Origin of the sequence: Enterobacter cloacae complex sp. 342H5 (assembly GCF_050030905.1) — a bacterium.
Classification (GTDB): Bacteria; Pseudomonadota; Gammaproteobacteria; order Enterobacterales; family Enterobacteriaceae; genus Enterobacter; species Enterobacter intestinihominis.
Genome location: NZ_JBLGVB010000001.1, coordinates 479,053 through 491,572, shown reverse-complemented (window position 1 = coordinate 491,572; position 12,520 = coordinate 479,053). Strand labels below are relative to the sequence as shown.

Sequence of the window (12,520 nt, the reverse complement as noted above, 5' to 3'; positions counted from 1 at the left end):
CCTGTTATTTACCGCTGAGCGAGTTGTGGATCATATCGAGCCAGTTCGGCACGGTCAGATGGAAGGATTCGATCATCTTCATGTCGAAGCCGCGGAAGAAGCCGCTCAGCACAAACAGCAGGACGATCGCCGCCATCATCACTTTGGTGACGTGGTTCCAGCCGCTCTCTTCTACGCCTTTACCGATCAGGATCCCCAGCACCAGACCCGGCACGGCGTTACCCATGATCAGCTGCGCTGCGCCGCCAAAGATGGTGGCCCAGAAGCCCGATTTTTTACCCGCGTCGATGGCTGCCAGCCAGAAGATCACCGGCATCACGGTGTTGACCAGCAGGTTCGCGGCAGGCACCAGCACCTTCACGGCGGTGACCTGAAGCGCAGCCGGAACGGAGGAGGCGGTCAGGTTAAGGAAGGTCACGACAATCATGCCGATAATGCCGCAGGCAATCGCCATTTTGCGCGGGTCATGCAGCGTTTCACCGACGTTACGGTTTTTGATCATCAGTGCAGCAGCACCCCAGTTCGGGATGATGCGGTGGTCAACGTCCTGTGTGAAGGCACCTGCGGCCACGGAAGAGGCCCAGGCGTTAAAGAAGAAACCTAACCCAAAGGAGAAGTGGGACGCCGGATCCCCTTCACAGGAGTTCAGTTCCCCCAATGTACGAAACGCGCCCATACCCTGAGTGGTAGGCGCATGAAACATGCGTGCAGCCCCGGCTCCAACACCGACGCCAACCAGGCCGCCAATGATGAGCGATTTTATTAATATAATTAAGAACATCAGTCTGCCCTTTTATGAATAATCAGCGTTGCGTGACGAAATCCACCTGGTCGAGATTGATGGCGGTCACGTTGACGGTCACATCCAGCTCCACGCTGTAGGTGCGTCTTTCCCGACGCAGAAAGAAGAACAAAAACGCTTCTTTTCGCACCGCTTCTTGCGCCTGAACAACCTGCACATCCTGTGGCTCAATACGCAGTAAGATATGCGGTGAGGCTTTCATCACCGCGGCCTGTACGTGGTTGAGGGCGTCGGCAAAGGCGCGCGCTTTGGCGTCGCCCTTCCCCTTCACTCTCACCGTGGTCGTGAACTGTTCTTTCATGCTTACGCGCCGTATTTCTTCTGCCACGCCTGTACCAGACGCTCGCCCAGCTCTTCTTTATCCATAAAGCCAAAGCCCAGCACGTTGCAGCCTTCGTTGATAGCGGTCACCCCCTCATCCACGGAGCGCATGCCGTATTTGGCCTTGTAGCCGTATTTGGTCTGGGCGGTGATGGCACCCGCGCCGCCGCTGCCGCAGAACGAGATCCCGAAGGTGGCGTTTTCTGCTTTCATCACGTCACCGAGCTTCATATCCGCTGCCATGCCCGGTACGACAACCGCGCGTCCGCCGGCTTTTTCCACACCCGCAGCCACTTTCTGACCTTTACCCAGGCGATCGCCAATCACGACTGTAATCTGTTCCATGTGTTGCTCCTTAAAGGTTGTCTTTCGCGACTTCGAAGTGAACGGAGAGCAGCCAGGCTTCTTCATCAGGAAGATTGCCAAACTGCGCTACCACTTCACGGGCAAGTTGCATTGAATCTGGTGAAATTTCGTCGAACAGCTCTGCTTCAACCTCCGGCAGCGGCTCGCCGGTCACGGACCGGTGCGCCATTGCGCGAACGTGGGAGGTCAGCATCTGCTCCTGTACCGCGTTGGGGATGATGTTGTGCCGGGCCAGCAGGGCGTAGACCTGCTGAAGCATGGTGTTCGCGAGCTGTTCTGTTTGCACCGCCTGTTCCCCAACGTCGTTCATTACCGCTCCGTTAATCACTCGTCTTACCCCGTTAATGGCTCTGGAATAAAACTAACGTCGAGGGGGCGTTGTTTGTAGCGAGTTGTTTTCCACTTCGAAGTGGAAAGGCGAGCCGCGGCAGTGATCTGTGCCACATAAATGCGGTGAATCTGGATTAATCGCTGGATTTACGTGATGAATATCACGCTATTACGCGGCACTAAACAGGTAAGCGGAGTGGAAAAGATTACGAGCAGGCTCGCAGAAATGTGACGTGGATAAGGTTTTCTTATGGGGAGGGAGAAGAGTGTGAGCGGGGATGCTTAACGCGCCCCGCTCATCCAGACTATCAACGATACTTTTTGTGATACGCGTTGCGGGTCGCCGCAAACTGGTCGGCTGCCGCCTGAGCTTCCTTCACTTTGCCTTCGTTCGCCAGCTTCAGCGCGCCGTCGATCTGGCCGACCAGCACGTCAAAACCGTGGCGGTAGTCTTTCATCTCGGCGCTGTCCGCCGCTTTGCTTTCCAGCTTCGGCGGCGTCGCTTTTTGCGCATCCAGCGCCGCTTCACGCATTTTGGTCAGTGCGTCTTTCATCTCCGCCGCATCGTCGGTTTTCTGCACCACCTTCAGGTTTTGACTGAGGATGTCCATGTTGTCTTCAAGATCGGCAGCAAACGCAGATGAGCCAAGAACCAGCGTTGAAGCCGCGACGATCGCTAACAGGTGTTTACGCATTGCTCACTTCCTTTTTTATTATAAATCACGCTTTTACGGGGATTATTGCCCGGCGATTTTCATCTCCGGCAGTAATACAGAACCACACTGAATATTGCTGCGTGTTTCAATATCGTTACCGACCGTAACAATATTGCGCCACATGTCCTTGAGGTTGCCGGCGATGGTGATTTCGCTCACCGGATACTGAATTTCACCGTTTTCCACCCAGAAGCCCGCTGCGCCGCGAGAGTAGTCGCCGGTGATACCGCTCACGCCCTGCCCCATCAGCTCGGTGACCACCAGACCGGTGCCCATCTCTTTCAGCATCTGTTCAAAATTCAGGCCCTGTCCGGCAATGCGCCAGTTATGAATGCCGCCCGCGTGCCCGGTGCTTTTCAGCCCCAGCTTACGCGCGGAGTAGTTGGTCAGCAGCCACTGGGTCAGAATGCCGTCTTTAACGATATCCCGGCGCTCCGTGCGCACGCCTTCGCTGTCGAACGGCGTGGAGGCCAGCCCTTTCAGCAGGTGCGGGTGCTCTTCGATGGTCAACCATTCCGGCAGGATCTGCTTGCCCAGCGAGTCGAGCAGGAAGGTCGATTTACGGTACACCGAACCACCCGCAATCGCCCCCACCAGATGACCAAACAGACCGGTTGCCACTTCGTTGGCAAAAATGACCGGGGCTTTCATGGTGGAGAGTTTACGCGGCGAGAGGCGTGACAGCGTGCGTTCGGCGCACTCTTTTCCCACCCACTCCGGAGACTGCAAATCCCCCAGCGCGCGGCCAATGGTATACGCGTAATCACGCTCCATATCGCCGTTCTCTTCGGCGATCACGCAGCTGGAAAGCGAGTGGCGGGTTGAGCAGTACCCCTGCAACATGCCATGGGAGTTACCAAACACTTTGATGCCGTAGTGGCTGTTAAAGCTGCCGCCTTCGGTATTGGTGATGCGTTTGTCAGCCTGCAAAGACGCCTGCTCGGCGCGCGAGGCCAGCTCAATGGCCTCATCCGGGGTCACTTCCGCCGGATGGAACAGATCGAGATCCGGCGCGTCAAACGCCAGCAGCTCTTTATCAGCCACGCCAGCGTAAGGATCCGGGGAGGTGTACCGCGCGATATCCAGCGCCGCCTGCACTGTACGGGCGATGGCATCCGGGCTGAGATCGGTAGACGACGCGCTGCCTTTGCGATTCTGGTGATACACCGTGATCCCCAGCGCGCCATCGCTGTTAAATTCTACATTCTCCACTTCGCCATAGCGGGTGCTCACGCTAATGCCGGTGGTTTTGCTGACCGCCACTTCGGCGCCATCTGATTTACCTGAAGCGAGCATCAGCGCGGTGGAGACGGCTTCTTCCAGGATCTTACGCTGCGCTTCAACTTGTGAGGTTACTTTCATCGCAAATGCCATACTGTAAGAGAGAGTTAAGTGAAGTCTAACAGAGAACCGTTTTTCAGTGCGCGTCTTAACTGGTAACATTAGCCTCTTTTTTTAAGGAGCCTGACATGACTAAGCAGCCCGAAGACTGGCTCGACGACGTTCCCGGTGATGACATCGAAGACGAAGATGATGAGATCATCTGGGTCAGTAAAAGTGAAATTAAACGTGACGCCGAAGAGTTAAAACAGCTTGGCGCAGAAATGGTAGAACTGGGTAAGAACGCGCTGGATAAGATCCCGCTCGACCAGGATCTGCGTGATGCCATTGAACTGGCACAGAAAATCAAGAAAGAAGGGCGTCGCCGCCAGCTTCAGCTTATCGGGAAACTGCTGCGTCAGCGCGATGTTGAGCCGATCCGTCAGGCGCTGGATAAACTTAAGAACCGCCACAACCAGCAGGTTGCGCTGTTCCATAAGCTGGAGCAGATCCGCGACCGTCTGATCGAGCAAGGTGATGACGCGGTACCTGAAGTGCTGAACCTGTGGCCGAATGCCGACCGCCAGCAGCTGCGTTCTTTGATCCGTAACGCGAAGAAAGAGAAAGAAGGGAATAAGCCGCCGAAGTCTGCGCGTCTGATTTTCCAGTATCTGCGCGAGCTGTCTGAGAACGAAGAGTAAACCCCTCACCCCAGTCCTCTCTCCAAAGGGGAGAGGGAGAAGAGATAATGTAGGCCCGGTAAGCGCTAACACCACCGGGCCTTTTTTTACTCTGCGGCCGCGGCTTTCTTCGCCAGACCGTCCAGCAGCTTCTGATGGATCCCACCAAACCCGCCGTTGCTCATCACCAGAATGTGATCGCCAGGCTGTGCGGCTTTCACCACCATATCCGCTAAGACATCCACGTCCGCACTCCAGTGCGCTGGCTGAATGCAGGCGTCGGCCACTTCGGCCACCTGCCACGGAATATGCTGCGGTTGCAGGAGGAAGACCTCGTCGGCACGCCCTAAGGACGGCGCGAGATCGTCTTTGCATATCCCCATTTTCATGGTGTTCGAACGCGGTTCCAGCACGGCCAGAATGCGCGCGGTGCCGCCAACTTTGCCACGCAATGCGGCAAGCGTCGCCAGAATGGCGGTTGGGTGGTGCGCGAAATCGTCGTACACCGTCACGCCATTCGCTTCACCACGCAGCTCCAGACGGCGGCGGGCGTTAATGAACGAACCCAGCGCATTGGCGGCATCCGCAGGCAGTACGCCCACGTGACGCGCCGCGGCGATCGCCATCAGGCCGTTGTGCATATTGTGCTCGCCCACCAGGCCCCACTTCACTTCGCCCACTTTTTCGCCGTCGAGCAGCACTTCCCATTCGGAAGCATCCGCGTTGAGCTTTTTCGCCTGCCAGTGCCCCTGCTCGCCAACCAGCTCCTGCTCGCTCCAGCACCCCATCGCCATAGTCTGCTTCAGGTTGATGTCGTTCTCCGGCAGGATAATGCGGCCCTGACCCGGAACAATGCGCACCAGATGGTGGAACTGTTTCTGAATCGCTTTCAGGTCGTCAAAGATATCCGCGTGATCGAACTCAAGGTTGTTGAGGATCAGCGTGCGTGGGCAGTAATGCACGAACTTGGAGCGCTTGTCGAAGAACGCGCAGTCGTATTCATCCGCTTCAATCACAAAGAACGGGCTGTCGCCCAGACGCGCGGAGACGTCGAAATTCCCCGGCACGCCGCCGATCACGAACCCCGGCTTGTAGCCGCAGGCTTCGAGGATCCAGGTCGCCATACCGGCGGTGGTGGTTTTGCCGTGCGTCCCGGCAACGGCGACAACCCAGCGGTCGCGCAGGACAAAGTCATGCAGCCACTGCGGGCCAGACATGTACGGGATATTACGTTCCAGCACCGCTTCAACGCATGGATTCCCACGGGTCATGGCGTTACCAACGATCACCAGATCCGGCTGCGGCTCGAGCTGGCTGGCGTCATATCCCTGAATCAGAGAAATCCCCTGCTTCTCCAGCAGCGTGCTCATCGGCGGATACACATTGGCGTCCGAACCTGTCACTTCATGGCCCAGCGAGCGCGCCAGCATTGCCAGTCCGCCCATGAAAGTGCCACAAATCCCCAATATATGAATGCGCATACGTCACTATCCTTCTTCAATGTGGCGCACATTTTACTCACATGTCAGCGGCTGTGAAACGCATTTCAGGTAAATCCGTATTTTGCTGGCGCGATTCACCTCTGCGCTAATATTTGAATGTTTGTTAAGATTGTTGGACATCAACCGCTTTACTCAACATAAGATGCAGGGAAAGTGTTATGAAAACGTTAGGTGAATTTATTGTCGAAAAGCAGCACGAGTTCTCTCATGCTACGGGTGAGCTCACTGCTTTGCTGTCGGCAATAAAGCTGGGCGCTAAGATCATCCACCGCGATATCAACAAGGCCGGTCTGGTCGATATCCTGGGTGCCAGCGGTGCCGAGAACGTTCAGGGTGAGGTTCAGCAGAAACTCGACCTGTTCGCCAATGAAAAACTGAAAGCAGCACTGCGCGCGCGCGACATCGTTGCGGGTATCGCCTCTGAAGAAGAAGATGAGATCGTCGTATTCGAAGGGTGTGAACACGCAAAATACGTTGTTCTGATGGATCCGCTGGACGGCTCCTCCAACATCGACGTTAACGTTTCTGTCGGTACCATTTTCTCCATCTACCGTCGCGTCACCCCGGTTGGCACACCGGTGACGGAAGAAGACTTCCTGCAGCCGGGCAGCAAGCAGGTTGCTGCCGGTTACGTGGTGTATGGCTCATCCACCATGCTGGTGTACACCACCGGCTGCGGCGTGCACGCCTTTACCTACGATCCGTCGCTGGGCGTTTTCTGTCTGAGCCAGGAGCGCATGCGCTTCCCGGAGAAGGGCAATACCTACTCCATCAACGAAGGCAACTACATCCGATTCCCGAATGGCGTGAAGAAGTACATCAAATTCTGCCAGGAAGAGGATAAAGCCACCCAGCGCCCGTACACCTCGCGCTATATCGGCTCGCTGGTGGCGGATTTCCACCGTAACCTGCTGAAGGGTGGTATTTACCTCTACCCAAGCACCGCCAGCCACCCGGACGGAAAACTGCGTCTGCTGTACGAGTGCAATCCGATGGCATTCCTGGCCGAACAGGCAGGCGGCAAAGCGAGTGACGGTAAAGAGCGTATTCTGGATATCGTGCCGGAAAGCCTGCACCAGCGCCGTTCGTTCTTTGTCGGCAACGACCACATGGTGGAAGACGTTGAACGCATGATCCGCGAATTCCCGGACGCGTAACGCGTAAATAGGGGAGCCCGACAGGCTCCCCTATTTTTATCATGCCGTTTGCGCCGTCAGTTTGAAGGATGCCATCGCCTCCATCAGCTCGCGCGATTGTTCCTCCAGGGAACGCGTTGCCGCAGAGGACTGCTGAACCAGCGCCGCATTTTGTTGCGCCGTTTCATCCATCTGATTGACGGCAATGTTAACCTGCTCAATACCGCGGCTCTGCTCCTGAGACGCCGTCGCAATTTCTCGCATCAGTTTGGTCATACGCAGCACTTCGGTAGCGATCTCGTCCATCGTCTCACCGGCCTGTTGCGCCAGTTCGCTGCCCTCGTTCACGTGGGTTTGCGAATCGCTGATAAGCGAGCGGATCTCTTTCGCCGCATCGGCACTGCGGCTGGCGAGATTGCGCACCTCACCCGCCACGACCGCAAAACCCCGTCCCTGCTCGCCCGCGCGCGCCGCTTCCACGGAGGCGTTCAGCGCCAGAATATTGGTCTGGAAGGCAATGCCGTCGATGACGCTCAGGATATCGGCGATGCGCGCCGAGCTGCCGGCGATGTCGCGCATCTTCTCAATGACGTAGCAGACCATTTCGCTGCCATGATCGGCGGTATCGGAGACCGACTGCGCCAGCTGGTGCGCCTGCCCGGCGTTATCGGCGTTAAGTTTCACCGTGGCGGTGATCTCTTCCATGCTGGCGGCCGTCTGTTCCAGCGAGGTGGCGGTGGATTCCGTGCGCTGGGCCAGGTTCAGGTTCCCTGCCGTCAGCTCGCGGCTGCCGGTATCAATCTGCGAGCTGGCGTCACGCACCCGCAGAACGGAATTCATCAGCGACTGGCGCATCTCTTCGATGACCGCGTTGAGGCGATTAAATTCCTGGCTCGCCGGCGCGTTCAGGGTGTGGGTTAAATCCCCGGCCGCTACGTGCTCCAGCTGGGCAATTGAGGCTGAAAGCGGCTTAAGCAGCATATGGCGCAGCACCAGCCAGGCCAGCACGATAATGCCTGCCGTCAGCAGCGCCGCGACGATAATCAGGATCAGCACACGGGTTTTACTCGCCTGCACGGCGATCACCTCCGCTTTGCCGCGCGCCTCGCTCCACGTCTGGAACGCCTGCATATCGTTATCAAACTGCTTCGCCACCGGGACCAGCTTGCTTTCCAGCAGATCGTAATAGCCGTCCGCGCTTTGCTCGTTCAGGGCTTTCAGCATCGGGCTGATACCCTGCTGGTTGTACACCGCCAGGCTCGCGGCGACGTTATCCAGCAGCTTTTGCCCCTGCTCATCCGCCACGCCGCCGCCGATCACGCCCTTCAGCGTTTTCTGTGCCAGCGCCACTTCCTGGTTAATGGTTTTGACCGCCCTGGCCGCATCGTCCAGCAGGCCGACCTCCATCATGCGGACGGCCTGTCCCGCTTCGTTACGCGCGCGCAGGATCAGCGTATAGCCGGCATTTAGCTGCACCATCTGTTCACCCTGAAGATGATTGATGCGCTGGAGAGAAGCGGAACTTTGCGTAAGGGCATAAATGCCAATGCCGCTGACAATCAGCAGCAGAAGGGTCATAACGGCCAGTAAAGAGAGCAAGCCGGTACGAATCGATAGCGTTTTAAGCATGATGTTATTTCCGGTAGCGAGATATTTCTGGGCATAAAAAAAGAGTATCGACCGCTACCGGAAAATGTTTAGAGTTTAAGCAATTTCAGCATGTTATCGCCCTGTTAAAGATGTATTCACACGGGTAACAGGCGAGCTCTGGCGGTTCTCCCACAGCACCGTCAGGCCGCGCTGGAGCGCGATAAAAATAAACAGCAGAATACCGATGGCGATTTTGGTCCACCAGGAGCTGAGCGTGCCGTCGAAGTTGATGTAGGTCTGAATCAGCCCCTGGATCGCCACGCCAAACAGCGTACCGAGCACCGTCCCTACCCCGCCGCTGAGCAGCGTACCGCCAATCACCACCGAGGCAATGGCGTCAAGCTCAACGCCCACCCCCGCCAGGGCATAGCCTGCCTGGGTGTATACCGAAAACACAATCCCCGCGAGCGTGGCAAGGCCGGTCGAAAGCATATAGATGCGGATGGTGGTGCTGCGCGTGGAAATCCCCATCAGGTTCGCGGACGTGGCGCTGCCGCCAATGGCATAAACCTGGTTACCAAACCGGGTACGGTGGGCGAGGAAGATCCCGATAACCACCACGCCCAGCATCAGCAGCCCCATTGCGCTCAGGCGCCCCCCGCCGGGGATTTTCCACGCCAGGCTGGAGAGCGTGTCGTAGATCGGATGGTTTATCGGAATTGACTCCTCCGACACCAGATAGCTCACGCCGCGCAGGAAGAACATCCCGGCGAGGGTGATGATAAACGCCGGGATTTTCAGCGCGTCGATCAAAAGCCCCATAAAGGCGCCGAATGCGCAGCCCATGACCAGCACCAGCGGAAACGCCAGCAGCGGCGAAATGCCCCAAAAGCCAATCGCCTTGGCAAGGAACACGCCGGTAAAGGCGATCACCGACCCAACGGAGAGATCGATCCCGCCGGAGAGGATCACAAACGTCATGCCGACGGCGATAATGCCTAAAAAGGCGTTGTCGGTCAGGATGTTGCAAATCACCCGCGTGGAGGCGAAGCCCGGGAACTGGGTCAGGCAGTAAAGGTATCCCAGCACGAACACGCCCAGCGTGATCATTAACGGCAAATTACGTTTTATCATGACCGCGGAACCCCTTAATGAGAGTGATAAAGCGCGGCGACTGCACGATAAGTACGATAAGCACCATGACCGCTTTGACGACCTGATTAAGCTCCGGCTGGAACCCGGAGAGCAAAATACCGGTATTCATACCCTGAATAATTAACGCCCCCACCACCGAGAGCAGCAGATTAAAACGTCCGCCCATCAGCGACCCACCGCCGATAACCACCGCGAGGATCGCATCAAGCTCCAGCCAGAGTCCGGCGTTGTTGGCATCCGCCCCGCGAATGTCGGCCGCCACAATCACCCCGGCAATCGCAGCACAGACGCCGCTCAGCACGTAAGTCAGCATCACCATCAGCCGTGTATTTACCCCGGCGTTTTTCGCGGCCCGAATGTTAATCCCCACCGCTTCGATGAACATCCCGAGCGCCGTTTTGCGGGTGAAAAGCCAGAACACCACCAGCGTCACCAGCGCGACGATCACCGGGGTCGGGAAGAACAGAAAATTACCGCTGCCAATCCACGCAAGATTCGGGGAGGTAAAGGTGACGATTTGACCGGAGGTGATAAGCTGCGCCACACCGCGCCCGGCCACCATCAAAATCAACGTCGCGACAAACGGCTGGATCTTGAGCACCGCGACCAGAATGCCGTTCCACAGCCCGGCTAATACACCGGAGCCCAGCGCGGCCAGCAGAACCACCGGCAGGCTGTGCCCGGCGACGGTCATCGAGGCGGCGGTGGCGCCCGCAATTGCCATTACCGCACCGACGGAAAGGTCGATCCCGCCGGTGGCAATGACCAGCGTCATGCCCATCGCCAGCAGCGCCACGGGCGCGGCACGGTTTAAGATGTCGATCGGGCTACCAAACAGGCGGCCATCCTGCACGACGATCTGGAAGAAATGCGGAGCCACCAGGCTATCCACCAGCAGCACCAGCAGCAGCGCCACGATTTGCGGCGTGCCGGTCGGCCAGCTGAAGCGGCGCTTCGCTTCGCCAGTTTGCGAAAGAGAACGGGACATCACATATGACTCCTTACGCCGCGATGGCATTCATGATCGCCGGAACCGACAGTTTATCCAGCGGGATCTCTGCCACCTGCCTGCGATCGCGCATGATGATGACGCGATCGGCATAGCCAACCAGCTCCTCCAGCTCAGACGAGATCACCAGCAGCGCCAGACCGTCGGCGCACAGCGTTTCGATAAGCCGGATGATTTCGGCATGCGCGCCCACGTCGATACCGCGCGTGGGCTCGTCGAGGATCAGGAACTGCGGTTTGGTCAGCAGCCAGCGCGAGAGCAACACCTTCTGCTGATTACCGCCCGAAAGGAACTCGATGGGCTGTTCCGCGCTCGGGGTACGGATACCGAGCTGGCGGATGAAGCGCTCGGCAATCGCGTTCTGCTCGCGCTTAGGGATCGGACGCAGCCAGCCGCGCTGGGCCTGTAGCGCCAGAATGATGTTTTCCCGCACCGAGGCGGCGGCAATAATCCCGTCCGTTTTTCTGTCCTCCGGGCAGAAGCCCACGCCGAGGCACGACGCCTGATGCGGTGAACGTAGCGTTTGCGGTTTGCCTTTGATCAGCGCCGTTCCGCTGTCGGCAGGTTTGATCCCGAAGATCACTTCGGCGGTTTCGGTGCGCCCGGAGCCTAACAGCCCTGCCAGACCCACAATTTCACCGGGGCGTACCTCGAGGTTAAACGGCGCGATGGTCCCTTTTTTGCCGTAATCGTGAAACGCGGCGATCGGTTTTTCGCTCAGCAGCGTGCGGCCTGCGCGCTGGAGTGCGTTGGTCTCCAGCTCGCGGCCCAGCATCATTTTGACCAGCTCAATCTGCGGCAGCTCGCGGGTTTCCCGGCAGCCGACAAAGCCGCCGTTGCGCAGCACCGTAATACGGTCGCTCACCTCGTAAACCTGATCGAGGAAGTGCGTAACAAAGATCAGGCTCACGCCCTGATCGCGCAGCTGGCGCATCAGGGTAAAAAGCATCTCCACTTCCTGGGTATCGAGGCTGGCGGTGGGTTCATCGAGGATCAGCACTTTCGCCGAGAGATCGATAGCGCGACAGATCGCCACGATCTGCTGCATCGCCACGGAAAAACGGTTCAGCGGTTCGCGCACGTCGAGAGAGAAGCCATACGATTCCATCAGCTTCGCGGCGCGCGCTTCCATCTCTTTACGGCGCAGCAGGCCAAAACGTCTGGGCTCGCGGCCAATAAACAGGTTATCCGCTACCGACATGTTTGGCAGCAGGTTCACTTCCTGGTAGACCGTGCCGATCCCCAGTTGCTGCGCATGCGCGGTGTTTTTGGGCGAAATAGCATTACCTTCCAGCCAGATAGCGCCGCGATCGGCGTGATAGACCCCGGTCAGGGTTTTAATCAGCGTCGACTTCCCCGCCCCGTTTTCGCCGAGCAACGCCATGATCTCCCCCCGCCGCAGGCTGAAATCAACGTTATCCAGCGCCTTAACGCCAGGGAAAAATTTACTCAGGCCCTCTGTGCGGAGGATTTCCTGGTGTTGTTCGGTGGTCATGGTTTCCCCCTGCATTAAGCCGGATGACGCTACGCTTATCCGGCCTACAAATGAGCGTATCGTAGGCCGGGTAAGCGCAGCGCCACCCGGCAATGTCA

13 protein-coding genes are annotated in these 12,520 nt (G+C 57.7%); 2 read left to right on the top strand and 11 right to left on the bottom strand.

From position 1 onward, the window contains the following. Positions 1-4 precede the first annotated feature (4 nt). The 6 genes from ACQG03_RS02405 to pmbA all read right to left on the bottom strand — a co-directional run bounded on the left by ACQG03_RS02405 (position 5) and on the right by pmbA (position 3,909). Positions 5-781, bottom strand: coding sequence for a DUF4311 domain-containing protein (locus ACQG03_RS02405; protein WP_006810337.1), 777 nt, complete (start codon positions 779-781; stop codon positions 5-7). A 22-nt stretch (positions 782-803) separates the two neighbouring features. Next, positions 804-1,103, bottom strand: a complete 300-nt coding sequence (locus ACQG03_RS02400; RefSeq protein WP_006810338.1) for a DUF4312 family protein — start codon at positions 1,101-1,103, stop codon at positions 804-806. Positions 1,104-1,105: 2 nt separating this feature from the next. Next, entirely contained in the window at positions 1,106-1,468 is a 363-nt protein-coding gene (locus tag ACQG03_RS02395) for an SFCGS family glycine-rich protein (protein ID WP_006810339.1), read from the bottom strand. A gap of 10 nt (positions 1,469-1,478) precedes the next feature. Then, complete coding sequence (locus ACQG03_RS02390) at positions 1,479-1,817, bottom strand: PRD domain-containing protein (protein ID WP_026080657.1); 339 nt, start codon at positions 1,815-1,817, stop codon at positions 1,479-1,481. 310 nt (positions 1,818-2,127) lie between these two features. Further along, positions 2,128-2,514, bottom strand: a complete 387-nt coding sequence (gene cybC, locus ACQG03_RS02385; protein ID WP_022646861.1) for a cytochrome b562 — start codon at positions 2,512-2,514, stop codon at positions 2,128-2,130. A 42-nt stretch (positions 2,515-2,556) separates the two neighbouring features. Beyond that, positions 2,557-3,909 carry a metalloprotease PmbA gene (gene pmbA / locus ACQG03_RS02380; RefSeq protein ID WP_023299182.1) on the bottom strand — a complete coding sequence of 451 codons (1,353 nt, stop codon included), beginning with the start codon at positions 3,907-3,909 and terminating at the stop codon, positions 2,557-2,559. Positions 3,910-4,004: 95 nt separating this feature from the next. Between pmbA and yjgA the strand changes: the two genes are divergently transcribed. Continuing rightward, positions 4,005-4,556: a ribosome biogenesis factor YjgA gene (gene yjgA, locus ACQG03_RS02375; RefSeq protein ID WP_003856072.1), complete on the top strand. Its 552-nt coding sequence runs from the start codon at positions 4,005-4,007 to the stop codon at positions 4,554-4,556. A gap of 86 nt (positions 4,557-4,642) precedes the next feature. On the opposite strand, the gene mpl is transcribed toward yjgA, so the two are convergent. Then, positions 4,643-6,016 (bottom strand): UDP-N-acetylmuramate:L-alanyl-gamma-D-glutamyl-meso-diaminopimelate ligase, encoded by a 1,374-nt coding sequence (gene mpl, locus ACQG03_RS02370; RefSeq protein ID WP_022646859.1) that lies wholly within the window; start codon positions 6,014-6,016, stop codon positions 4,643-4,645. 179 nt (positions 6,017-6,195) lie between these two features. Between mpl and fbp the strand changes: the two genes are divergently transcribed. Then, positions 6,196-7,194 carry a class 1 fructose-bisphosphatase gene (gene fbp, locus ACQG03_RS02365; protein WP_022646858.1) on the top strand — a complete coding sequence of 333 codons (999 nt, stop codon included), beginning with the start codon at positions 6,196-6,198 and terminating at the stop codon, positions 7,192-7,194. Positions 7,195-7,233: 39 nt separating this feature from the next. Here the strand turns inward: fbp and ACQG03_RS02360 are convergent, their stop codons facing one another. From ACQG03_RS02360 to ytfR, 4 genes are all read right to left on the bottom strand, one after another. Continuing rightward, a complete protein-coding gene (locus tag ACQG03_RS02360) occupies positions 7,234-8,802 on the bottom strand; it encodes a methyl-accepting chemotaxis protein (protein ID WP_063163217.1) in 1,569 nt (522 codons plus the stop codon). Positions 8,803-8,895: 93 nt separating this feature from the next. Then, on the bottom strand, positions 8,896-9,897 hold the full coding sequence (yjfF, locus tag ACQG03_RS02355) for a galactofuranose ABC transporter, permease protein YjfF (protein ID WP_022646856.1): 1,002 nt from the start codon (positions 9,895-9,897) through the stop codon (positions 8,896-8,898). Next, on the bottom strand, positions 9,884-10,909 hold the full coding sequence (gene ytfT, locus ACQG03_RS02350; protein WP_169806220.1) for a galactofuranose ABC transporter, ATP-binding protein YtfT: 1,026 nt from the start codon (positions 10,907-10,909) through the stop codon (positions 9,884-9,886). The genes yjfF and ytfT overlap by 14 nt, the downstream gene beginning before the upstream one ends. Positions 10,910-10,919: 10 nt before the next feature. Next, positions 10,920-12,422, bottom strand: coding sequence for a galactofuranose ABC transporter, ATP-binding protein YtfR (gene ytfR / locus ACQG03_RS02345; RefSeq protein ID WP_022646854.1), 1,503 nt, complete (start codon positions 12,420-12,422; stop codon positions 10,920-10,922). Between the last annotated feature and the right edge of the window lie 98 nt (positions 12,423-12,520).